The organism is Bradyrhizobium sp. OK095, assembly GCF_900109945.1.
GTDB lineage: Bacteria > Pseudomonadota > Alphaproteobacteria > Rhizobiales > Xanthobacteraceae > Bradyrhizobium.
In genome coordinates, this window is the sequence record NZ_FOBX01000001.1 from 177,009 (window position 1) to 198,257 (window position 21,249).

General features: G+C 63.7%; 21 protein-coding genes and 1 riboswitch. Of the genes, 3 read left to right on the forward strand and 18 right to left on the reverse strand.

Annotated features, from left to right (window positions below; genetic code table 11):
* Nucleotides 1-25: 25 nt before the first annotated feature.
* The 8 genes from BMW89_RS00845 to BMW89_RS00885 form a co-directional block, all read right to left on the reverse strand.
* On the reverse strand, nucleotides 26-1,318 hold the full coding sequence (locus BMW89_RS00845) for an outer membrane protein assembly factor BamB family protein (protein ID WP_092021716.1): 1,293 nt from the start codon (nucleotides 1,316-1,318) through the stop codon (nucleotides 26-28).
* Complete coding sequence (locus tag BMW89_RS00850; RefSeq protein WP_092021718.1) at nucleotides 1,315-1,758, reverse strand: toll/interleukin-1 receptor domain-containing protein; 444 nt, start codon at nucleotides 1,756-1,758, stop codon at nucleotides 1,315-1,317. Before BMW89_RS00850 ends, BMW89_RS00845 begins: the two co-directional genes overlap by 4 nt.
* 22 nt (nucleotides 1,759-1,780) lie before the next feature.
* The gene (gene thiC / locus BMW89_RS00855) at nucleotides 1,781-3,679 is read right to left on the reverse strand and encodes a phosphomethylpyrimidine synthase ThiC (protein ID WP_092021720.1); all 1,899 of its coding nucleotides are present in this window, start codon (nucleotides 3,677-3,679) and stop codon (nucleotides 1,781-1,783) included.
* Nucleotides 3,680-3,844: 165 nt separating this feature from the next.
* Nucleotides 3,845-4,453, reverse strand: coding sequence for a thiamine phosphate synthase (locus BMW89_RS00865; RefSeq protein ID WP_092021724.1), 609 nt, complete (start codon nucleotides 4,451-4,453; stop codon nucleotides 3,845-3,847).
* Nucleotides 4,440-5,222, reverse strand: coding sequence for a thiazole synthase (locus BMW89_RS00870; protein ID WP_092021726.1), 783 nt, complete (start codon nucleotides 5,220-5,222; stop codon nucleotides 4,440-4,442). Before BMW89_RS00870 ends, BMW89_RS00865 begins: the two co-directional genes overlap by 14 nt.
* 4 nt (nucleotides 5,223-5,226) lie before the next feature.
* Complete coding sequence (thiS, locus tag BMW89_RS00875; RefSeq protein ID WP_092021728.1) at nucleotides 5,227-5,424, reverse strand: sulfur carrier protein ThiS; 198 nt, start codon at nucleotides 5,422-5,424, stop codon at nucleotides 5,227-5,229.
* Entirely contained in the window at nucleotides 5,415-6,425 is a 1,011-nt protein-coding gene (locus BMW89_RS00880) for an FAD-dependent oxidoreductase (protein WP_092021730.1), read from the reverse strand. The genes thiS and BMW89_RS00880 overlap by 10 nt, the downstream gene beginning before the upstream one ends.
* Nucleotides 6,413-6,558, reverse strand: a riboswitch (TPP riboswitch). It overlaps the preceding gene by 13 nt.
* A 26-nt stretch (nucleotides 6,559-6,584) precedes the next feature.
* The gene (locus tag BMW89_RS00885) at nucleotides 6,585-7,124 is read right to left on the reverse strand and encodes a lytic transglycosylase domain-containing protein (RefSeq protein WP_092021732.1); all 540 of its coding nucleotides are present in this window, start codon (nucleotides 7,122-7,124) and stop codon (nucleotides 6,585-6,587) included.
* Between the two features lie 232 nt (nucleotides 7,125-7,356).
* Here BMW89_RS00885 and BMW89_RS00890 point away from each other — a divergent pair, with 232 nt between their 5' ends.
* Nucleotides 7,357-7,584, forward strand: coding sequence for a hypothetical protein (locus BMW89_RS00890; protein WP_092021734.1), 228 nt, complete (start codon nucleotides 7,357-7,359; stop codon nucleotides 7,582-7,584).
* Nucleotides 7,585-7,586: 2 nt separating this feature from the next.
* Here BMW89_RS00890 and BMW89_RS00895 read toward each other — a convergent pair whose 3' ends face one another.
* Both BMW89_RS00895 and BMW89_RS00900 read right to left on the reverse strand, forming a co-directional pair.
* A complete protein-coding gene (locus BMW89_RS00895; RefSeq protein WP_092021736.1) occupies nucleotides 7,587-8,912 on the reverse strand; it encodes an ATP-binding protein in 1,326 nt (441 codons plus the stop codon).
* A 13-nt stretch (nucleotides 8,913-8,925) separates the two neighbouring features.
* Nucleotides 8,926-9,666 carry a response regulator gene (locus BMW89_RS00900; protein WP_092021738.1) on the reverse strand — a complete coding sequence of 247 codons (741 nt, stop codon included), beginning with the start codon at nucleotides 9,664-9,666 and terminating at the stop codon, nucleotides 8,926-8,928.
* Between the two features lie 180 nt (nucleotides 9,667-9,846).
* Here BMW89_RS00900 and BMW89_RS00905 point away from each other — a divergent pair, with 180 nt between their 5' ends.
* Nucleotides 9,847-10,431: a hypothetical protein gene (locus tag BMW89_RS00905; protein ID WP_177195756.1), complete on the forward strand. Its 585-nt coding sequence runs from the start codon at nucleotides 9,847-9,849 to the stop codon at nucleotides 10,429-10,431.
* Nucleotides 10,432-10,687: 256 nt separating this feature from the next.
* Nucleotides 10,688-11,212, forward strand: a complete 525-nt coding sequence (locus BMW89_RS00910; RefSeq protein WP_092021740.1) for a PRC-barrel domain-containing protein — start codon at nucleotides 10,688-10,690, stop codon at nucleotides 11,210-11,212.
* 215 nt (nucleotides 11,213-11,427) lie between these two features.
* On the opposite strand, the gene BMW89_RS00915 is transcribed toward BMW89_RS00910, so the two are convergent.
* From BMW89_RS00915 to BMW89_RS00950, 8 genes are all read right to left on the reverse strand, one after another.
* Nucleotides 11,428-12,636, reverse strand: a complete 1,209-nt coding sequence (locus tag BMW89_RS00915; RefSeq protein ID WP_092021746.1) for an ABC transporter substrate-binding protein — start codon at nucleotides 12,634-12,636, stop codon at nucleotides 11,428-11,430.
* 298 nt (nucleotides 12,637-12,934) lie between these two features.
* The gene (locus tag BMW89_RS00920) at nucleotides 12,935-13,765 is read right to left on the reverse strand and encodes an ABC transporter permease (RefSeq protein WP_177195757.1); all 831 of its coding nucleotides are present in this window, start codon (nucleotides 13,763-13,765) and stop codon (nucleotides 12,935-12,937) included.
* On the reverse strand, nucleotides 13,762-15,024 hold the full coding sequence (locus tag BMW89_RS00925; RefSeq protein ID WP_092021748.1) for an ABC transporter permease: 1,263 nt from the start codon (nucleotides 15,022-15,024) through the stop codon (nucleotides 13,762-13,764). The genes BMW89_RS00920 and BMW89_RS00925 overlap by 4 nt, the downstream gene beginning before the upstream one ends.
* Before the next feature lie 233 nt (nucleotides 15,025-15,257).
* Nucleotides 15,258-16,316, reverse strand: coding sequence for an ABC transporter substrate-binding protein (locus tag BMW89_RS00930; protein ID WP_092021750.1), 1,059 nt, complete (start codon nucleotides 16,314-16,316; stop codon nucleotides 15,258-15,260).
* Between the two features lie 48 nt (nucleotides 16,317-16,364).
* The gene (locus BMW89_RS00935; RefSeq protein WP_092021752.1) at nucleotides 16,365-17,474 is read right to left on the reverse strand and encodes an ABC transporter ATP-binding protein; all 1,110 of its coding nucleotides are present in this window, start codon (nucleotides 17,472-17,474) and stop codon (nucleotides 16,365-16,367) included.
* A 123-nt stretch (nucleotides 17,475-17,597) separates the two neighbouring features.
* Nucleotides 17,598-19,166 (reverse strand): DUF4403 family protein, encoded by a 1,569-nt coding sequence (locus tag BMW89_RS00940; RefSeq protein ID WP_092021754.1) that lies wholly within the window; start codon nucleotides 19,164-19,166, stop codon nucleotides 17,598-17,600.
* A 131-nt stretch (nucleotides 19,167-19,297) separates the two neighbouring features.
* Nucleotides 19,298-19,936 (reverse strand): Vgb family protein, encoded by a 639-nt coding sequence (locus tag BMW89_RS00945; RefSeq protein ID WP_092021756.1) that lies wholly within the window; start codon nucleotides 19,934-19,936, stop codon nucleotides 19,298-19,300.
* Nucleotides 19,937-19,963: 27 nt separating this feature from the next.
* Complete coding sequence (locus BMW89_RS00950; RefSeq protein ID WP_092021758.1) at nucleotides 19,964-21,184, reverse strand: winged helix-turn-helix domain-containing protein; 1,221 nt, start codon at nucleotides 21,182-21,184, stop codon at nucleotides 19,964-19,966.
* Nucleotides 21,185-21,249 lie beyond the last annotated feature (65 nt).

Here is a 21,249-nt window from a genome sequence, read left to right on the forward strand (position 1 = left end):
TCCGCAAGCTTGTCTATTTCGCGCGCTAGCTCGCTCCAAGACGACCAATAAATCCCTGGCGCTTACGAATGGGTCTAAAGCAGCACAACTTGCCAGAGACCGTTCCAACCAAGATCTTGTCGTTCCAAATTGTGGGCGTTGAGCAAATGCCGGCAACGATTGTTTGACTAGGATCGGGGCCAGATTTGAACTCAGCGGCATTGGTTGGCCAAGGGTCCTCTCCGTAATCACTTACTGTACTGTCAGATGAGAAATTGAACACTTCCACGGAATACGAGGCGACTATCTTCCTCGTTTTGATATCCAGAACGGACAAGACACCATTTATTCGAGCAACGTACAGAAGCCCTCTATATTCAACAGGCGATGACCAATTCTGAAAGTAACTATCGTCCAGTCGTTGGCGCCAAATCCACTTTCCGCTCTCAATCGAGAAAGCATGGACCGCATCATTATACGAAAACGTGGAAATGACTTGGCCGTTGTATATTGATGGCGTGACTCTTGAATTGCCGAACTCGACCGAGTCATTTTTCAGCGCCGTCTGAATGCGCCCCGCATCCCACAGTTTCTTCTGCGTTTTGAGCGAGAAGCAAGCCATTGGAGGTCGCCGATCAAACGTGTCTCGCGAGTAGGAAATGACTGCGCGATCGCCAACCACGACGATGCTCGAGATGCCGCGAATCTGCAGAGTAAAGTCAAACTCACCAGATGCTTTGTGAGGCTCAATTTTGAAGAGTGAGGTGACTAGAATCTGATCATTGCAAACCTCTATTCGCGATACGAGCCCAATTTCCGATCCTACGAGAAAAGAATTGTGCTCGATCTTTGCGGGATTTGCTCTGATTCCATAGGGCGTCTTGCCGATCGACTTGAATACGTTCGAGCCCGGCTCGTATTGAATAACCTCCCCCCCGTACGAGACGAGGATTAAACTCGGTCCATTCGGCGTTTCCAGCTCAACTGCGCGACCATAGAAAGGTGTTTCCGTCTGGAATTGATTTAGAACGCGCCCTCCATCTGCATCTATTACAAAAGCAGTCCCGTTGTCGGTCCCGACGAGAAGAATTTTATTGATAAGTGATATTTCATTCGCGTCTGATTGAGTCGGAGTAAACCAATCAATTGTGCCTGATCGGAGATCTATACAGTAGACCCCATCTTTAGCGTCCGAGATGTTCCAGGCCCCCCCCGACGAGCTTAGGAATGCTTTATCGTCAGAGACAATGATGTTGTTGCGTGAGTGCATGCGTCCAACGTCTACGGCCCACAGCAGCGCGTTAGTCCGCTTCAATTCCGAGAGTGGTTGCCCGATCATGGCCGGACTCCTTGAGCGGCGAGCGCAAGTCGACTGACAAAGGTTGGGATGTCAGCTTGCCTTACTTCTTCCCACTGAAGGTCAAGTAGATCAATTTGTCCTACCCTCAGTGAAGGGACGTCACATTTTTCCGAGACAACGGGCAAAACAAAAACTTGATCGTCTGGCATTTCATTCATGAGGCGCAGCGCCATTCTGAATTCAGTTTGGACATATCCCCTCTTTCGAACCGAGCGGGGGGACAGCAAGAGCAATACGTGGTCCGCAGCCCTGATCTTTGCATTCAGGACTGCCTCCCATCGTTGTCCGACTTGAAGTCCGTTTATTTGATGCGGAGGGGGCGGTTTGTCCATCCATGGATCGAGGCCAACGCTGAAAAGCCCAAGATACAGCTCGCACGCGAAGGCATGGTCTTCCTTTGCGTACGAGATGAATATCATTGTCGATCCAGTCGGCTGGATGTCACAGCACCCTATTACTCTCCTTCACCTTATCCGCATCCAGATACAAGCTCTCGCCCATCTCCTTGAACTTCGCGCTCATCTGCTTCATGCCGTCCTCGGCGGTCCCGCTCATCGACATGCCGATCGAGTTCGGGTCGTTCAGCGTCGCGGCATAATCCCGCACGTCCTGCGTGATCTTCATCGAGCAGAATTTCGGGCCGCACATCGAACAGAAGTGCGCGACCTTGTGGGCTTCCTTCGGCAGGGTCTCGTCGTGGAAGTTCTTGGCGGTCTCGGGGTCGAGGCCGAGGTTGAACTGGTCGGTCCAACGGAAGTCGAAACGGGCGCGGGAGAGCGCGTCGTCGCGGAGCTGTGCTGCCGGGTGACCCTTGGCGAGATCGGACGCGTGCGCGGCGATCTTGTAGGTGATGACGCCGACCTTGACGTCGTTACGGTCGGGGAGGCCGAGATGCTCCTTCGGCGTGACGTAGCAGAGCATGGCGCAGCCGAACCAGCCGATCATGGCCGCACCGATGCCGGACGTGATGTGGTCATAGCCCGGCGCGATGTCGGTGGTCAGGGGCCCGAGGGTGTAGAACGGCGCTTCGCCGCACTCCTTGAGCTGCTTGTCCATGTTGATCTTGATCTTGTGCATCGGCACGTGGCCGGGGCCTTCGATCATGACCTGGCAGCCCTTGGCCCACGCGATTTTCGTCAGCTCGCCGAGCGTCTCCAGCTCCGCGAACTGCGCGCGGTCGTTGGCGTCGGCGATCGAGCCCGGGCGCAGGCCGTCGCCGAGCGAGAACGAGACGTCATATTTGCGCATGAGGTCGCAGATCTCGTCGAAATGCGTATAGAGGAAGCTCTCCTTGTGATGCGCCAGGCACCACTTCGCCATGATCGAGCCGCCGCGGCTGACGATGCCGGTGACGCGGTTGGCGGTGAGGTGGATGTAGGGCAGGCGCACGCCGGCGTGGATGGTGAAATAGTCGACGCCCTGCTCGCACTGCTCGATCAGGGTGTCCTTGTAGAGCTCCCAGGTCAGCTTGACCGGATCGCCGTCGCACTTCTCCAGCGCCTGATAGATGGGAACGGTGCCGATCGGCACCGGCGCATTGCGCAGAATCCATTCGCGGGTGGTGTGGATGTTGCGGCCGGTGGAGAGGTCCATCACGGTGTCGGCGCCCCAGCGGATCGCCCACACCATCTTCTCGACCTCTTCCTCGACCGACGAGGTCACGGCCGAGTTGCCGATATTGGCGTTGATCTTGGTCAGGAAGTTGCGGCCGATGATCATCGGCTCGAGTTCGCTGTGGTTGATGTTGCAGGGGATGATGGCGCGGCCGCGGGCGATCTCGCTGCGGACGAACTCCGGCGTGATGAAGGCGGGGACCTCGGCGCCAAAGCTTTCGCCGTCGGCGAGCGCTGCTTCCGCGCGCGCGAGCTGCTCTTTGCGGCCGAGATTTTCGCGGGCGGCGACGTAGATCATCTCCTTGGTGACGATGCCGGCGCGGGCGAATTCGAGCTGCGTGATCATGTGGCCGTCGAGGCCGCGCAGTGGCTGGTGATAGGCGGCGAAGGAGCGCGCGGCCTTGTCCGCGGAGACGCTGCCATTGTCCTCCGGCTTGATCTGGCGTCCGTCATATTGCTCGACGCCGCCGCGCTCGAGCACCCATGATTTGCGACCGCGCGCGAGGCCGGCGTTGACGTCGATGGTCACGGACGGATCGGTATAGGGGCCGGAGGTGTCGTAGACCGGCAGGTTCGGCTCGCCGGCGCCTTCGGAGAGAATGATCTCGCGCAAGGGCACACGGATGTCGGGCGCGGCGTCAGGCGAGGCGAAGATTTTTCGCGACGACGGCAGCGGGCCGGTGGTGACGGCGGGGACGGTTTTTTCGGGGTTGGAGCGGATGTTCATGGGATCCTCCGGTTTAATTTGTGTGTGTGTGCGTCAGAGCGACGCTGGTGAGGTCTTGCTCCGTCATTGCGAGCGCAGCGAAGCAATCCAGAATCTCTCTGCGGAGACAGTCTGGATTGCTTCGTCGCAAGTGCTCCTCGCAATGACGGGTGGAGAGAACGCGCATCACGCGGCCTCCGCCGACTGGCCGAGCCACTGCCGCACCCGCGCTTCCGGGTCGGCGTTCTGGGTGACGTCGCTGACGACAGCAATCGAATCCGCGCCTGCCGCAAAGATCTCCGCGGCGTGCTCGAACTTGATGCCGCCGATCGCGACCAGCGGGATGTCGCCGATGCGCTTCTTCCATTCCGTGATTTTTGGAATGCCCTGCGGCTCGAAGCGCATCGATTTCAGCGTGGTGAAGAAGATCGGGCCCAGCGCGACGTAATCGGGTTTCGCGGCGAGTGCGGTTTCGAGCTCCGCCTCGTCATGGGTGGAAACGCCGAGCGACAGGCCGGCCTCGCGGATCGCGTTGAGGTCCGCGTCGGCAAGATCCTCCTGGCCGAGATGCAGATATTTTGCGCCCGCGACGACGGCCGCGCGCCAATAGTCGTTCACGACCAGCTTGGCTTGCGTGCCGTTTGTGATCGCCAGCGCATCGGTGACGATCTGCAGGGCCTGCGAGTCGTCGAGGTCTTTCGCGCGCAATTGAATCGTGCCGACGCCGAGCCTGGTCAGGCGCTCGACCCAGGCCAGGCTGTCGACGACGGGATAGAACGGATCAGGATACGGCATGCCAGAACGGGGTCCCAACGACAGGGGTGGAGGGGGAGGCGAAGTCGCGGGCGTTCATCAGCCCGGCTTCGTAGGCGGTACGTCCGGCATCACAGCCGAGACGGAAGGCGTTGGCCATCGCAACGGGATCGGCGGCTTTTGCGATGGCCGTGTTGAGCAGCACGGCGTCATAGCCGAGCTCGAGCGCCTCGGCCGCATGCGAGGGCGCACCGATGCCGGCATCGACCACCAGCGTGATGTCGGGCAGGCGCTCGCGCATCAGTTTGAGCGCGTCGCGGTTGGTGATGCCACGGGCCGAGCCGATCGGCGCTGCCCACGGCATCACCACCTTGCAGCCGGCATCGACCAGGCGGTTGGCGACCGAGAGGTCTTCCGTGCAATAGGGGAACACTTCAAAGCCGTCCTTGATCAGGAGGCTTGCTGCTTCGACCAGGCCGATGACGTCGGGCTGCAGCGTGTCGTTGTCGGCGATGACTTCGAGCTTGATCCAGGACGTGCCGAACAATTCGCGCGCAAGCTTTGCGGTGGTCACCGCCTCGCGGACGCTGCGGCAGCCGGCGGTGTTCGGCAGCACTGTCACGTCGAGCTCGCGGATCAGCTTCCAGAACGCATCGCCCGACTTGCCGCCGGCGGATTCGCGCCGCAGCGACACCGTGACGATGTTCGAGCCGGAGGCACGGATCGCGGACTGCATGATCGCAGGCGAGGGATAGAGCGCGCTGCCGATGAGCAGGCGGGAGGCGAAGGTTTTGCCGTAGAAGGTCACCATGTCCTCACCCTCCCTGCCGCGGCGTGATGATCTCGATCTCGTCGCCGGCCTTCAGGCTGGTCTCGGCCCAGCGGCTTTTCGGCACGACATCGTAGTTCAGCGCGATCGCGAAATGGGTGCCCTCGTAGTCGAGCTCGGAGAGCAGCGCGTCGACGCTGGCCGAGTTCACCTCGCGCTGCTCGCCGTTCACCATCACCCGCATTGCATCACCTCATTGTCGATCTGGCCGCGCTCGACATAGGCCAGCGTCAGCTCGGCGAGCGCGGGCGCGATCAGGAAGCCGTGGCGGTAGAGCCCGTTGACGCTGATCTGGCCGCCGCGAATGCCGATGCGCGGGAGATTGTCGGGGAAAGCGGGACGAAGGCCCGAGCCGAATTCGATGATGCGGGCCTCGCCGAAGGCCGGGTGCACGGCATAGGCCGCGCCCAACAGCTCCAGCGCGGAGCGGACGCTGACGCCGGTGTCCTCGGCCTCGATCGAGGTCGCGCCCAGCATGAACAGATTGTCCTCGCGCGGGATCACGTAGAGCGGCCAGCGCGGATGGATCAAGCGCACCGGGCGGGCCAGCTGCACCTCGCTGGTCTCGATCAAAATCATCTCGCCCTTGACGCCGCGCAACTCCTTCTGCTCGTCGCGCGCGCCAAGGCCGCGGCAGTCGATCACGATGCCGTCGAGGTCTTTGGCGGAAACGTCACTTGAGAACTTGATGGTGCCGCCGGCAGCAACGATGCGCTCGTGCAGTTTCGGCAGCACGCGGCGCGGCTCGACATGGCCCTCGGTCGGAAAGAACAACGCATCGCGAAAACGGCCCTCCAGCGACGGCTCGAGCTCGGCGAGGCCTCCGGCATCGAGCCGGCGGTGGCCTTCGGTCATCCGGGCAAAGCGCTCAAAGTCGTTGCGCTCGCGCGGATGGGCGACGACCAGCGAGCCGTTGAAGGGCGTGTCCGGCAGCTCGCGGCGCCAGATGTCGAGGGAGCGCTGGCCGAGCCTGGAGATGATGGGTTCGGCGACCTCCGCCTCGCAGTAAGGGGCCAGCATGCCACCGGCCCAATGGCTGGTGGCGTCGGTCATGGCGGCGTCACCGCGCTCGTGGAGCGTCACGGAATGGCCGGCCTGCGCGAACAACAGCGCCTGCCAGGCGCCTGCAACGCCTGCGCCGATGATGGATACCGGAGAATCCGGTCGTCTAGTCGTCTGCAACATCCCTGTCCCTTCGCCGGCATGACCCGGATCAGGTTCAAAGGGTCACCGCGGTCCTGGGAAGGCTTGCTGATTTGCAAGCTTTGCCCATTTAGCGGTATCTCAGCTCCTCCTCGGAGCACCCCTCGGAACGGCTCTAATGTAGGACAGTGGGGGCTGGTGTCAACGCATGTTCCCGGGAACCTGCGCCCGCGCATTGCGGACGCGCTGGGCCAGCTTCCTGTGCGGGACGTTGCCGAACACCGGCTGCGGGTTGCCGTTCGGCTCCAGCCAGGTCTCAGTGCTGGCCTCTCGCACCAACTGCTGCCGCTGCTGCTTTGCGACGTAGTAATAGCCGCCGGCGAAATAACGCACGGCTCGCGTGTGGTCGCCATTGGCGGCGTGATAGGCGCCGGCGAGGTATTTGACCGCGTAGGTGAGGTTGGTGTTGGGGTCACGGAGCCCGGCGGCATCGCCGGTGTAGCCGAGCCCGCGGGCGGTCGCGAGCTTGATCTGCATCAGCCCGATGGTACCGCCATGGCCGACCAGGCCAGGCTGGTAGCGGCTCTCGCGCATGATGACGCGATGCACCAGTGCCTCCGGCACGCCGTTGGCGCGCGCATGGGCCGCGACCATCTCGGAATATTCGGCTTCGCCCGCAAAGGCTGTCTGCGGCGCCATCAGTCCGGCCGCGACAAGCGCAGCAATGTGTAAAATTTTCATCAGATATCCCAGACATTCCTGAGTGACCTGCGCCGGCCGCCCTTAGGCATCCCGAACGCGGCGATGATGTGACCAAACGCCGCCGTTAACGATTTCGCGGCGCAGAGCCGTGATGACGACTCAAAGCTGGAGCTGGAGTTCCCTCAGGCGGACAACTCGCGACAGCACGCCTGTCTATTCGCGCAAGGATGCGAAAGCGAGTAGGTAGGCGCGGCGAATCGGGAGAGGTGCCATGACAAAAACAACCATGGTCGAAGCCCAGGCCGGCGATATCCCAAAAGAAATTCCAAGGCAGAATCCGTGCGCCCAATGTGGCGCGCCGATCGCGCAGCCCGACTGGATCGAGCCGGGCGAGGGGCGCGTCTCCTATCTCTGGAATTGCCAAGCCTGCAACTATCGTTTCGAGGCGGTGGCAATCTTCGACGAGATGCCCATAGCGCACCCGCCGCTCGCGGCCTGAAGTTACGCCGCCAGCCGCGGCTGTTGCCAAATCGGCAGTTGCATCCGCACGATCAGCCCGTGCGGCTCGCGGTCGTGCAACGACAGCTCGCCACCATGGGCGATCGCGATCGCGCGCGCGATCGACAGGCCGAGGCCGAAGCCGGTGGAATCGTCCATGGTGCGGGCGTCGTCGCCGCGCACGAACGGCTCCAGCATCTCCTGCTTGCGCGCGTCCGAAATGCCGGGACCGTCGTCCTCGACGTCGATGACGAGTTTCGTGCCTGATATGTCGAGGCGGACCGTGACCTCGGCGCCGAAGCGCACCGCGTTCTCGACGAGGTTGGTGACGCCGCGATGCAGATCGTCGGGACGCGCGACAGCGGTTGCAGATAGCGGGCCTTCGTAATGCACGACGTGGCCCATGTCGCCGAACTGGTCGGCGATCAGCTGCAGCGTGCTGGCGATGTCGACCAGCGTCACCGCCTCGACCTTGCGGTCGTTGCGCAACAGCGACAGCACGCTTTCCAGCATCGAGCGCATCTGGTCGAGATCGATCAGCATGCGCTTGCGGTTGCCTTCGTCCTCGATGAACTCGGCGCGCAGGCGCAACCGCGTGATCGGCGTGCGCAGATCGTGGCTGATCGCAGCCAGCATCCGCGTGCGATCCGACATCAGCCGCGCGATCCGCTCGTGCATGCGGTTGAGCGCGCGCGCCACCGAGCGGATCTCCTCCGGGCCACGCTCGGGCAGCGGCTTGGCGGTGCCGTCCAGACTGAAATTCTCGGCCGCCTTGGCGAAGGACGACAGCGGCGCCGCCAGCGCGCGCGCCGCCCACAGGCCGAGCACGCTGATGGAGATGAAGGCGGTCATCAGCGTCACCAGCCACGGCGCGCCCCAGAACCAGGGACGCGGACCGCCGTCGATATGGCCGGCGATGATGGCGCCGTCTGGCAATTGCACGCCGATGCGCCGCGGGCCGCCATCGGGGGCGAGCTGCACCACCTTGTAGGCGTGGCCGAGGTGGCGGAGCATTCCGTGCACGTGCATGCCTTCGCTGTCATCGACGGTCGTCGCCGTGCCGGGCGCGATCGTCTCGAGGCCGAGCTTGGGGAAGGCACGGCTGAGATCGGCGATGAGGCGCGGCCGCTCGCCGGCATCGGCCGAGCCGAGCAGCAGCGCGGCATCGGTCAATTGATGCGCCCCGTCCGGCGGCGCGTCAGGTCGATCCGGCCGGTTGATCAGGAAGACGGTGGTGACGACGAGATGGAGCGTGACGGTGGAAGCCAGCACCAGCGCGGTGATCTGCCCGCCGATACCCTTGAGATGGAAGAACCCGAACGGTCTCATCGTAGGCGGTCCGTCAGCTGCTCAGGGGCGCAGTGACTGCTTCCGTCCTGGGCGTAAACAGGTAACCGCCGGAGCGCACCGTCTTGATGATGGTGGGGTCGGCCGGGTTGGGTTCGATCTTGCGGCGGATGCGGCTGACCAGCACGTCGATCGAGCGCTCGAACGAGCCGGTGTTGCGGCCTTGCGTGAGGTCGAGCAGGCTGTCGCGCGACAGCACGCGGCCGGGCCGTTCACAGAACGTCCTGAGCAGATCGAACTCGGCGCTGGTCACAGCGACGCGCGCGCCTTCCGGATTGCGCAGCTCGCGCAGGCGCAGATCAATGCGCCAGCCTTCGAAGGCGAGCGTGCTTGCGCCTTCGATCGAGCTTGCCGCCTGTGCGGCGGCCTGGCGGCGCAGCACCGCGTTGATACGCGCGAGCAGCTCGCGCGGGTTGAAGGGCTTTGGCAAATAGTCGTCCGCGCCCATCTCGAGGCCGACGATGCGGTCGACGTCCTCGCCACGCGCGGTCAGCATGATGATCGGCGTCTGCGCCTCCGCGCGCACCTTGCGGCACAGGCTGAGACCGTCCTCGCCGGGCAGCATGACGTCGAGAATGATGAGGTCCACGCGATGATCGGACATGGCGCGCGACATTTCGCGGCCATCGCTCACGGCGGTGACATTGCAGGCGTTGTTGCGCAGGTACTTCGCAATCAACGTCCGCGTTTCGCGGTCGTCCTCGACGACCAGGATGTTGGGATTGGTGATGGCCATGCGCTTTGTTTGTCCAAGATTCGGGCCAAAAGGCGAAGATTTTTGTTTCAGATTGTTTCTGAGTGTCTCTGCGCAACACCCCGTAACCACCGGGCAGGGGAACGGCAAGGTCTCGTTAAGGCCGTTAACCATATCGTGGCGCAGTCGCGTACGAAACCCCGCAAAAACCACGGTGCCATCATGACCTCGATTTCGGCGGCCTCCGCCGGTAATTACCAGTCTCCGCTGCAAAAGCTGCAGCAGGAATTGCAATCGGAAGTGTCCGACGGCACGGTTTCGTCGTCGGACCAGTCCGCCCTCACGACCGCCCTGCAAGACATCGATACGGCGCTCCAGCAGAGCCGCTCCAGCGATCAGTCGAGCGGCACCAAGCCGTCCAAGGACGGCCTGAAGTCGAAGATCGACGACCTCATCGCCGGCGAGGTCTCGAACGGGACGCTGACGTCGGACCAGGCCACCGAGCTGAAGGGCGTGTTTCAGTCGGCCTTCGCCAAGGGGCCCGGCGGCCCAGGCGGTGCAGGCGGCCCCCCGCCCGGTCCACCGCCGTCGGATGGCAGCTCCGCTTCGGACTCGTCGTCGACATCGACCACGGATTCGACAAGCAGCAGCTCGACCGATAGCAGCACGGCCAAGCTCCTCGAGCAGTTCCTCCAGGCATTGCAGCAGTCGCAATCGTCGAGCTCGTCCTACGGGGCCAATGGCAACTCGACGAGCGCATCGAGCAGCTCGGATTTCTCCGCACTTCTGATCGACTACCAGAGCTGACTTCAAGATCTGACTTTGAGAGCTGACTTCTAGAGTTGACCTGGCGACGCAGGTCGGCGCGTTCCCCGCCACGCTCGTGCTTCACCCAGGGCGCACAGCGTCGGCGGGGAATGTGCATCTGGAACGTTCCCGCGCGCGGGAACTCCCGTCGCAATGCAGCGCCATTGTCGCGCGACGAAATTGCCGCATCTTAGGAACTGGGCGTGATCAGCGCTGTTCTCTCAGCACAAGCTTTCTGCTGAAGGAGAGGACAACAATGTTGATGAAATCGATCGCCGCCGGCCTGGCCGGCACCGCACTGCTTGCCACCGTTGCGTTCGCGCAATCGCCGACCGTCACCACCGATAAGGCCGCGCCCGCGGCCACCGCGACAACCACCACCACGACCGCGTCGGGTGAGTGGCGGACGTCCAAGATGGACGGAATCAAGGTCTACAACGACGCCAACGAGAACATCGGCTCGATCAGCGATCTCTTGATGGACAAGAGTGGCACTGTGAAGATCGCTGTGATCGGTGTCGGCGGCTTCCTCGGCATGGGTGAGCATCTGGTCGCCGTGCCCTATGAGAAGCTCAAATTCGTGAACCAGGCGGTCGCCTCCACCACCGCGACCAGGCCGGCCACGACGACCACCACGGGCGCGGCGACCGGAACCGAGAAGACCACGACAACGACGGCTACGACCACGTCGTCCACGTCGAAGTGGTATCCGGACCACGCCGTGTTCAATGCGAGCAAGGACGAGCTGAAGAACATGCCCGAGTTCAAGTACTCGGAGTAATGCGGCTCAGCCGATAAACGAAGCGCGCCCGGTTTTCACCGGGCGCGCTGGCGTGTCTCTCGTCATTGCGCGATGTTGCCCCTCACCCTGAGGAGCGCGCACTTGGCGCGCGTCTCGAAGGGCGAGGCGACCAGCCGGGCCTTCATCCTTCGAGACGCTTGCTTCGCAAGCTCCTCAGGATGAGGGAATGGCCGTGTGGGAGACGGAGACGAATCTTACTTCACCAGCGGGCAACCGCCCTTGTCGAGCGGACGGAAGGCTTCGTCGCCGGGCACGGTGGCAATCAGCTTATAGAGGTCCCACTCGCCCTTGGATTCCTCGGGCTTCTTGACCTCGAACAGATACATGTCGTGGACCATGCGGCCGTCGATGCGGATCTTGCCGTTCTTGGCGAAGAAGTCGTTGACCGGCGTTTTGCGCATCTGCTCCATCACCTTCGGCGCCTCGTCGGTCTTGATCTCTTCGATCGCCTTCAGATAGTGCATGGTCGCGGAATAGAGACCTGCCTGGATCATGGTCGGCATGTGGCCGACCTTCTCGTTGAAGCGTTTCGAGAAGGCGCGCGTTTCCTCGTTCATGTCCCAATAGAACGCGTCAGTGATGATCAGGCCCTGCGTCGACTTGGCGCCGAGCGAATGAACGTCGGTGATCTCCATGAGCAGCGCGATCATCTTCTGGCCGCCTTCCGTGAGCCCGAACTCGGCCGCCTGCTTCAGCGCGTTGGTGGTGTCGCCACCGGCGTTGGCCAGTGCGACCACCTTGGCCTTCGAGGCCTGGGCCTGGAGCAGGAAGGAGGAGAAGTCCGACGAGTTGAGCGGATGGCGGACCTCGCCGAGCACCTTGCCGCCGCTCTCCTTGACCACGTTGGCCGCGTCGCGCTGCAGCGCCATGCCGAAGGCGTAGTCGGCGGTGACGAAGAACCAGGTGTCCTCGCCGCGCTTCACCATCGCTCGGCCTGCGACGTTCGACAGCGCATAGGTGTCGTAGGTCCAGTGCACCGTGTTGGGCGAGCAAGCGGGGCCCGTGATGTCGGAGGAGCCGCCGCCGGAATTGATGTGGATCTTGTTCTTTTCGCGCGTCAATGCCGAGACCGGCAGCGCCACCGAGGACGTCGGCACGTCGAAGATCGCATCGACCTTGTCGTTGTCGTACCAGTTGCGGGCGATGTTGACGCCGACATCAGGCTTGTTCTGATGGTCGGCAGCGACCACCTGCACGGGCTTGCCGGCGACCTTGGCGCCGTAATCGGCAACCGCCATCTCGACGGCGGCGAGCGAGCCCTTGCCGGTCGCGTCCGCATAGAGGCTCGACATGTCCGTGAGCACGCCGATCTTGACGACGTCGTCAGAAATCTGCGCCTGCGCGGCGCCGGACGTGGCGACGAGTGCGAAGCTGGCCGCGACTGCGGCGAATAGTTTTTGCATGTAGTTTTCTCCCTCAGCGTTGTTATTGGGGCGTTGTTGCGGGGCCTGTTCTAGCGACAAACGGTCGCGGGGGCAAAGCCCGGGACGCGTGAGAAGGGCTGAGAAATAAGCAGGGGAGTGCGGTGTTTTTACCCTCTCCCCTTGCGGGAGAGGGTGGCTCGCCGCGCAGCGGCGAGACGGGTGAGGGGTCTCTATCCGCGAGCCCAACTCTCAATTGAGTGCGCGGACAGATACCCCTCATCCGGCGCTTCGCGCCACCTTCTCCCACAAGGGGAGAAGGAAGAAGAACGCCCGCCGGTCATGCGCTGCTGCCCTTGAGCCGTTCGTTGCGTCGGCGCAGGCCTTCCAGGGTGGCGAGGAGGATGATCGATACCGTCGTCAGAATCACCGCCGCTGCCGTGATGGTCGGGCTGATATTTTCGCGGATGCCGCTGAACATTTCGCGCGGCAGGGTGCGTTGTTCCGGCCCTGCCATGAACAGCACGATCACCACCTCATCAAAACTGGTCGCGAAGGCGAACAGCGCGCCCGACGCCATGCCGGGCAGGATCAGCGGCAGGATCACGCGGCGGAACGCTTGAAGCGGCGAGGCGCCGAGCGAGGCGGCCGCGCGTGCCAGATTGGTGTCGAAGCTTTGCAGCGTCGCGCCGACCGTGATCACCACAAAGGGCGTCGCCAGCGCGGTGTGGGCCAGGATCAAGCCGAGATAAGTACCGGTCAGCCCGATCGGCGCGAAGAAGAAATACAGACCGACCGCGGTGATGACACCGGGGACGACGACCGGCGACAGCACGAAAGCCAGCACCAGCGGTTTGAACGGGCTCTTCCATTGCGCGAGCCCGAGTGCTGCCAGCGTGCCGAGAACCATGGACAGCGCGGTCGAGGCGACGCCGATGATCATGCTGTTCTTCAGTGCATTCATCCAGCGCGGCGAATTGATGAAGTCGTCGTACCAGCGCAAGGAGAGGCCCGGCAGCGGATAGGTGAGGTACGAGCCCGAGCTGAAGGACAGCGGCATGATCGCAAGGATCGGCGCGATCAGGAAGATGAACACCAGTGTGGAGATGAATATGGTCGCGGTCCATGCGATGCACTGGCTGGGCGTGCGGAGGGAGGAATTGTCGCTCAATTCTTCATGCCTCCCGTGACCTGCTGGCCCTGTACCAGTCTCCCGTAGACGAGAGCGAGCAGGAGTGTGGCGAGCAGCAGCACCGCACCCAATGCCGAAGCAAGGCCCCAATTGGCCGTCTCGGTCGTGTAGAGCGCGATGAAGTAGCTGATCATCTGGTCGGCGGCGCCGCCGACGAGTGCCGGCGTGATGTAGTAGCCGAGCGCCAGGATGAAGACGAGCAGGCTTCCCGCGCCGATGCCGGGCAGTGTTTGGGGCAGATAGATGCGCAGGAATGCGGTGAGGGGCGGCGCACCGAGCGAGGCGGCGGCACGCATGTAGGCCGGCGAGATCGCCTTCATGCTGCTGTACAGCGGCAGGATCATGAACGGCAGCAGCACGTGGGTCATGGCCACGCAGACGCCGAAGCGGTTGTAGATCATGCGCAACGGCTCGTCGATGATGCCAAGCCAGTGCAGGCTGTCGTTGACGACGCCTTTGCTCTGCAACAGCACGATCCAGGCGCAGGTGCGGACCAGAAGCGACGTCCAGAACGGCAGCAGGACGAAGATCATCAGCAGATTGGAGCGGCCCGGCGGCAGCGTCGCCAGCAAGTAAGCGACCGGGAAGCCAAGCAACAGGCACAGTGCCGTGACGCTGAGGCCGATGAGGAAGGTGCGGGTGAAAATGTCGCGGTAGATGGCCTGATCCGGCGAAGCCGCGGCGATCGCGCCGTCCACGTTTCGCGTCAGGTCGAGTGCCGCCAGAAGGTAGAAGCCGGTCATCGGGCCACCGGCGTCCTTGATCGTCGTCCAGGTGGTGCGCTCGCGCCAGGCCGCGTTGATCTTGCCGAGCGTCTCCCTCGCCATGCCGGGCTCCGGCACCGCCTTCAGATTCCGTGCCGTGCTGGTCAGGATCGTGCGAAAGCCGTTCAGTGCGTAATTGAGCCGCTTGGCCGCGATGGCGATGGTGCCGGCGCCGCGCCCCGCCAGGATGTCGTTCGCCAGCGCCGCATAGGCCTTTTCGTCCGGCAGGTCCTTGCCGTCCCAATTGGCGAGAGCCGCGACCGTTTGCGGCAGAGCCTGACGCACCTCCCGGTCGTCGACCGCGCGCCACAGCATGCCGGCGATCGGGCCTGCGAAGGTGAAGAGCAGAAAGACGAGAAGCGGCAGCACCAGCGCCAATGCCTTGACCTGGCGTGCCCGCTCCGCACGCCTCAATCGGCGCTTGAGCGGCACCTCGGTCTGGGTATCGGCGTCGGTCAGGGACGCTGCCGTCATCGGGCGAGCCTCTTTGACCGGACGTCTGAGCAAGCGCCTCGTCCTTCGAGACGACCGCTTTGCGGTCTCCTCAGGATGAGGCTCATCGACATCGGTGCTTGTAGAGTCGCTGCCAAAAACTCAGACCTCATCCTGAGGGCCCGCCGTAGGCGGGCGTCTCGAAGGATGCGCCGCGGACGAGCTATTCGCCATGCCATCCCTCAACCTGCGCCGCACGTCGGCGCTGCCACGCGCTATTTCGCGGCCCATTTGTTGAAGCGCTCGGTCAGGCGGTCGATGTTCTCGAGCCAGAAGGCAACGTTGATCTCGACTGCGTTCTTGATGTTGTCAGGCGCTGTCGGCAGGTTCTTCAGGACGGCCGGCTGGATCAGGGCGGCGGCGTCCTTGTTCGAGGTGCCGTAAGCAATGTTCTCCGACAGCTTTGACTGGTTCTCCGCCTTGCCTGCGAAGTCCAGGAACTTGTAGGCGGCGTCCTTGTTCGGGCTCCCCTTCAGGATGACCCAGCTGTCGAGCGTGTAAAGCGCTCCGTCCCACACTATGCCGAAATTCTTCTTCTCGTTCTTGTTCGCGGTGTCGATACGGCCATTGTAGACCGAGGTCATGGCGACCTCGCCGGAGGCGAGCAATTGCGGCGGCTGGGCGCCGGCCTTCCACCAGACGATGTCACCCTTGATGGTGTCGAGCTTCCTGAACGCGCGCTCGATACCCTCGTCGGTCGCCAGCACCTTGTAGACGTCCTTCGGCGCGACGCCGTCGGCCATCAGGGCTATCTCCAGCGTGGTCTTCGGGCCCTGGCGCAGGGCGCGCTTGCCCGGAATCTTTTTGGTGTCGAAGAAGTCGGCCCAGCCGCTCGGGGCTTCCTTCAGCTTGTCCTTGTCGTAGCCGAGAACGAAATCGTAAAGGATGGCGCCAACGCCGCAAGCGTTGACCGACGGCGGGATATAGGCGGCCTCGCCGCCGATCTTCGAATAATCCATCTTCTCGAACAGGCCTTCCTCGCAGCCCACCGCGAGTTCGTCACTCTCGACCTGGACGACGTCCCAGGTGGCGGCGCCACCCTGCACCTTGGCGCGCAGCACGCCGACGCCGCCGTCCCAGGACTCGTCATTCATGGGAATGCCGGCGGCCTTCTTGAACGGTTCGAAATAGACCTTCTTCTGGGCATCCTGATAGGCGCCGCCCCACGACACGACAGTAAGGTCACGCGCCTGCGCGACCGTGGCCAGCGCCGCGCTGGCGCTGAACGCCGCGGCGAACCCCAGAGCAATCTTGCGAATTTTGCGCTTCAGCATGGTCCTTGTTCCTTCTTCATGTCCGTTGCGTTGAGGTTGATCGCTGGATCAGACGGGATCGAGGGCGAGGCAGTCCTCGGGGCGGAAACTGATGAAGACGTTCTCGCCATGCCTCAGGCTGCCATGCATCCCCGGCTGAAGCTTGACCATGAACTCCGCGTTGCCGGCGACATCCAGCACGGCCAGAGCGTGGTCGCCGAGATAGATGGTGTTCTGCACCGTGGCTTGTAGCCGGTTCGGTCCGTCGCTGGAGGTGCCCTCCGGGATGATGGCGATCCGCTCCGGCCGCACCGACAAGGAGGTCGATGCGCCCGCGCCTGATACGTTGGCCATTCGTGCGGTCACGGTGCCGCCACGGGCCAGCGCGACGCGGCAATAGTCCTTGTCGACCGTCTCGACGGTGCCGGCGAGCACATTGTTCTCGCCGATGAAGTGGGCGACGAAACTGTTCACCGGATGCTCGTACAGCGCGTCGGGCCTGTCGATCTGCTGCACGATGCCGTCGTTGAACACGGCGATGCGGTCCGACATGGTCAGCGCTTCACTCTGATCGTGGGTGACGTAGACGATTGTGATGCCCATCGTCTCGTGCAGCTGCTTGATCTCCAGCTGCATCTGCTCGCGCAGGCGCTTGTCGAGGGCACCAAGGGGCTCGTCCATCAGCACGAGCTGCGGGTTGAAGACCAGTGCGCGGGCGAGTGCCACGCGCTGCTGCTGTCCGCCGGACAGTTGCCCGGGCCGCCGCTGCGCCAGGGTTTCCATCTTGATCATGCGCAACGCCGCGCTGACGCGCTCCTGCACCTCCGCCTTGTTCGTGTTGCGAACGGAGAGCGGGAAAGCGATATTCTCCGCGATCGTCAGGTGCGGAAACAGGGCATAGTTCTGGAACACCATGCCGATGTCGCGCTTATGCGGCGGCACGTTCTTGATCGGCCGTTCGCTCAGGTAGATATCGCCCTGGGTCGGAACCTCGAAGCCGGCCAGCATCATCAACGTCGTCGTTTTGCCCGAGCCCGACGGGCCGAGCAGGGTGATGAACTCGCCCTTCCTGATGTCGAGATCGAGGTTCTTCACCACGAGGTGCTCGCCATCATAGGTCTTCTGAATGCCGGAAAATCGCACCAGCACCGGCGCGGGTGTGACCTTGCCGGCTTCCATGTTGTCCCCGCGTTATCTGCACCAGCGCCGTCAGCACCTCGTCCGAGGTCGCGAAGAACAGCTTAGCATCCTGCGACGAGAATGCCAGCGGCGCAAGCGACGCGGGCGGTGCGTGAGGGCGCGCTACATCCCCGACAGCTTGGTCACATATACATTCAGCGAGCCGCCGGCCTCGGCGACGATGCGCAACGTCTTGGAATCGAAGGCGACGTCGGCGAGCGTCAGGCTGCTGATGTTGGCCTCGACCTTGACACCGTCCTCGCTTTTCTGGAAGTCGGCGATGACGGCTGCGATCTTCTCGCGCGCATTGGCGGCGATCGGCTTCAAATCGAGCGTTGCCTTCTGCACCAGCGCCTGCTGCATCTGCGGAACCACCGCGCGCGCCGCCGCGCCAAGCAGGCCGAAGGCTGCTTCGGACTCGACCGCGAGCTGGATATCGGCGAGCCGCAGCGTCTGCTGCGCCTGGTCGAGCATCGGCCGGCCCCAGATGTGCACGGTCGCCTCGGCGCCGAGACCGAGCCAGCTCTTCTTTTCCTTGGCGCGCACCAGCAGCGAGATCAGCAGCCGCTCGCCCGACGGGACCACGTTGACGCTCTTCACGGTGACGTCGACGGGACCCGAGCCGTCCTCGGGATAGGTGTGGCCGACCATTTGCGCTGCGATCAGCTTGTTGATCTCGGTGAAGGGGACGTCGATGGGCACGCCGATATTCACGCCGGTGCCGGTCGGCGGCACGATCGAGATTTTTTCGGGGAACGGGCAGTCCGGCTTGGTCGGCGTCGAGGACACGCGCGTCTCGAGCTCGAGGCCGAGCAGCAGCGTCACGTTCTGCGCGTCCACCCGCGGCTGCGCCGCGATGGCGCGGGTCGGTTTCATTTCGAGCCAGAGCGGCGGCAACCCGGCGGAGGACCCCGCGCCTTGCAGCGGGATCGAGCGGCAGGCCTTGGCCCATTGCGCTTGTGCGTTGTTCCGCAAGCTCGGATCGTTGCGGATGCGCTCGGAGACGATGTTGATCTGCTCGCCGACATTCTTGTCGATCAGCGGCTTGACCTGCGCCGGCACATTGACCTTGGCGCCTGCCATGTTGAGGTTGGTATCGCCGAGATTGACCTGGGCGGCGAGATTGGGCTCGAGATGCCAGTTGGCCGCGAGTTTTGGGCGCGAGGTGACGACCACGTTGCCCTTGATCTCGGCGCTGGCGTTCAAATTCTTGATGTTGACGGCGCCGATCCGTTTCGCCGCGTCGCCGCCGAGCACGCTGCCGAGCGCTTCACCGAGCGCGCCGGTGGCCTTCGATGACAGCGATCCCGTCACGTTCAGCTTGCCATTGAGCGGCGTCGAGATCGTCAGCACATCCTTGTCGCCGGCAGCCGCCATCGGTCCGCGCACGGCGGACCAGCCGATGTCGGCGTCCTGCAGGATCTGCGAGATCGGGTTCTCGGCCTTGCCGGCGAAATTGCGCGGCGCGGCCTTCTCGGCCTGCTCGCGGATCGCCGATATCGCAATCGCAACCGGCGCGACCACGATCGAGCTCTTCGCGACCTGCGGCAGCGGCGGCAATTGCACGACCGGGGGTGCCGAATTGCTCGCGCGCGGCGCCAGCCAGTCCATCGCCTTCAGGCTGACGAAAAACGACGCCGCGAGCACCACGACGGCAATCAGGACAGTCTTCAAATCTAGCGTTAGTCGCATCAATCCCCCAGGCCGCCCGGGCAAAAGTCTACAGGGCAGGCGAGGAGGGCGCTAGAGCGCACCGATGGGGTGGAATTGGGGCGAACAGGTTAACGATTGCGAACGCGCGGTTGCCGCGTAATCAGCCTGGGCTAGCCGCGCCGGGGGCGGCGGACCGCTCTCACATTGCCGCGATCTCCTCCACCGCAGAAGAACCGATCGCCGCCGTCGGACTCCAGGCCTGAGACCATGGTCCCCGAGGGCAGGTCGAGCTGCTCCAGCACCTTGCCGGTCTCAGGATCGATCCGCCTGATGTCGCTATCCTCGCCCTCCCAGGTGCCGTGCCAGAGCTCGCCGTCGACCCATGTGACCCCGGTGACGAACCGTTTGCTCTCGATGGTGCGGAGCATCGCCCCGGTCTCCGGATCGATCTGGTGGATCTTGCGCTCGCGGTATTGTCCGACCCACAGCGAGCCTTCGGCCCATGCAAGCCCGGAATCGCCACCACCGCCGGGCGCGGGAATGGTGGCGATCACTTTGCCGGTCGCGGCGTCGATCTTCTGGATGCGGTCCTCGGCGATCTGGAACAGGTGCCGGCCGTCGAACGCCGTCCCCGCATGCGCGGCGACGTCTATGGAGCGCGCGATCCTGCCGTTATCGGGGTCGACCGCATTCAGTCTATCGCCGGATGCGAACCAGAGATGGGCGCCGTCATAGGTGACGCCGTGCACGTTCTCGACGCCCGGAAACGGTCCGTACTCCCTGACGATCTCGGCGGCTGAACGCTTCATGTGTCTGTTCCTGTGAGGCACTCCACCTTACGTGTTCAGGAGCGGTCCGGGGAGTAACAAGCCTGTCGGGAAACCCGGGACGGGCGGGGTCATCCAGCGGCGCGCGCGGCCGTGTCCGAAGGACTGCACCTTGTTTGATCGCGCCAGCTCTTCGAGGGCGCGCTGCACGGTGCGCGCACTCGTTCCCAGCGCCAGAGCGAGCGCCGAGCTCGACCATGGCTCGCCGTCGGAGAGGAAGGCGAGGACCGCGGCGTGCTTCTCCTCGACCGGCCGCGCCAGCACGAGAACGTCGCGCGTTCTGCGCGGCGCCAGCACAAAACCCAGCCTGGTCGCGCTGATCTCGGCCAGCGGTTTGAGTTTTGTGCGCAGCCGCCCGATCTCGACGCGCAGCCGCGCGCGGTGGGATTCATCGACGTGCCTTGCCTGAAATGCACCTGAGATCAGCGCCTCTCGCGAGACATCCGCGGGCCATGCCTGCGCCAGCAGACGCGCCAGCGCAAACAGCACCGGCCGCGTTCCGAGTGAGGCGACAACGCCCTGCCTGCGCACGACATGATGGAAGGTGTCCACGACGAGCGCTGTCGAGGTCGCCAGTCTTTCGACCTCCCCGAGCAGCAACGGGTGTTCGCTGCCGCGCGCGATCAGGCGCGCCGCCGGCGTGTCGAGGATGAGCTTTGCACTGTCGACCTCGGCCGAGAGTGCCGGGATTTTCGCCAGCCGCGCTGCTTTTGCCGCGAGGTCGAGCGCCGCGCGCGCATCTTTCGTTTTCAGCCGCCGGATGGCGATGCCCGCGACCACGAGCTCGCGGACGACTTGAGATGCCGGCGGGAGTGGGGAGGTGCCGAGTTCGGCCAGCGTGCGCTCGGCGTCGTCGGGGCGTCCGACGAGGAGCAGGCGGCGCGCCTCGATATGGCCTGCATGCGCCGCATTGGCGAGATCGCCGTGTCTATCGAGTGTGGCGCGCGCGGCCGCGAGCGTCTTCACCGGCCAGTTCAGGTCGCGCGAAACCAGCGCGATCTCGGCCTCGGCCACGACGCATCTTGCGCGCGCCACCGCCTCTCTCGGGCCGAAGGCGCGTGCGGCGCTCCGCAGCAGCGTCTTGGCTTTCGCGAGATCGCCGAGCTGCGCCATCGCGATGCCGCGCAGCGCCAGCGACGGCGCATCGTTGCGCAGCGCCACACGGTTCAGCGCGCCGAGCGGATCGCCGGCCTCCAACGCGCGTGCGGCGGCCGTGATCAGCGACTCCATGTCAATCCCGCCACACTTGTTACTCCCACCGCGCGACCGCTTGGTGCGAGAGATTGTCGACGGCC

What these genes read in the sequence shown, in the direction of transcription:
- BMW89_RS00900 (WP_092021738.1), bottom strand. Translation starts at nt 9,666, where the DNA reads ATGGCCATCACCAATCCCAACATCCTGGTCGTCGAGGACGACCGCGAA.
- BMW89_RS00880 (WP_092021730.1), bottom strand. Translation starts at nt 6,425, where the DNA reads ATGTTGCAGACGACTAGACGACCGGATTCTCCGGTATCCATCATCGGC.
- BMW89_RS00865 (WP_092021724.1), bottom strand. Translation starts at nt 4,453, where the DNA reads ATGCCGTATCCTGATCCGTTCTATCCCGTCGTCGACAGCCTGGCCTGG.
- BMW89_RS00885 (WP_092021732.1), bottom strand. Translation starts at nt 7,124, where the DNA reads ATGAAAATTTTACACATTGCTGCGCTTGTCGCGGCCGGACTGATGGCG.
- BMW89_RS00895 (WP_092021736.1), bottom strand. Translation starts at nt 8,912, where the DNA reads ATGAGACCGTTCGGGTTCTTCCATCTCAAGGGTATCGGCGGGCAGATC.
- BMW89_RS00950 (WP_092021758.1), bottom strand. Translation starts at nt 21,184, where the DNA reads ATGGAGTCGCTGATCACGGCCGCCGCACGCGCGTTGGAGGCCGGCGAT.
- BMW89_RS00930 (WP_092021750.1), bottom strand. Translation starts at nt 16,316, where the DNA reads ATGCTGAAGCGCAAAATTCGCAAGATTGCTCTGGGGTTCGCCGCGGCG.
- BMW89_RS00935 (WP_092021752.1), bottom strand. Translation starts at nt 17,474, where the DNA reads ATGGAAGCCGGCAAGGTCACACCCGCGCCGGTGCTGGTGCGATTTTCC.
- thiC (WP_092021720.1), bottom strand. Translation starts at nt 3,679, where the DNA reads ATGAACATCCGCTCCAACCCCGAAAAAACCGTCCCCGCCGTCACCACC.
- BMW89_RS00850 (WP_092021718.1), bottom strand. Translation starts at nt 1,758, where the DNA reads ATGATATTCATCTCGTACGCAAAGGAAGACCATGCCTTCGCGTGCGAG.
- BMW89_RS00905 (WP_177195756.1), top strand. Translation starts at nt 9,847, where the DNA reads ATGACCTCGATTTCGGCGGCCTCCGCCGGTAATTACCAGTCTCCGCTG.
- BMW89_RS00945 (WP_092021756.1), bottom strand. Translation starts at nt 19,936, where the DNA reads ATGAAGCGTTCAGCCGCCGAGATCGTCAGGGAGTACGGACCGTTTCCG.
- BMW89_RS00870 (WP_092021726.1), bottom strand. Translation starts at nt 5,222, where the DNA reads ATGGTGACCTTCTACGGCAAAACCTTCGCCTCCCGCCTGCTCATCGGC.
- BMW89_RS00940 (WP_092021754.1), bottom strand. Translation starts at nt 19,166, where the DNA reads ATGCGACTAACGCTAGATTTGAAGACTGTCCTGATTGCCGTCGTGGTG.
- BMW89_RS00845 (WP_092021716.1), bottom strand. Translation starts at nt 1,318, where the DNA reads ATGATCGGGCAACCACTCTCGGAATTGAAGCGGACTAACGCGCTGCTG.
- BMW89_RS00915 (WP_092021746.1), bottom strand. Translation starts at nt 12,636, where the DNA reads ATGCAAAAACTATTCGCCGCAGTCGCGGCCAGCTTCGCACTCGTCGCC.
- thiS (WP_092021728.1), bottom strand. Translation starts at nt 5,424, where the DNA reads ATGCGGGTGATGGTGAACGGCGAGCAGCGCGAGGTGAACTCGGCCAGC.
- BMW89_RS00890 (WP_092021734.1), top strand. Translation starts at nt 7,357, where the DNA reads ATGACAAAAACAACCATGGTCGAAGCCCAGGCCGGCGATATCCCAAAA.
- BMW89_RS00910 (WP_092021740.1), top strand. Translation starts at nt 10,688, where the DNA reads ATGTTGATGAAATCGATCGCCGCCGGCCTGGCCGGCACCGCACTGCTT.
- BMW89_RS00925 (WP_092021748.1), bottom strand. Translation starts at nt 15,024, where the DNA reads ATGACGGCAGCGTCCCTGACCGACGCCGATACCCAGACCGAGGTGCCG.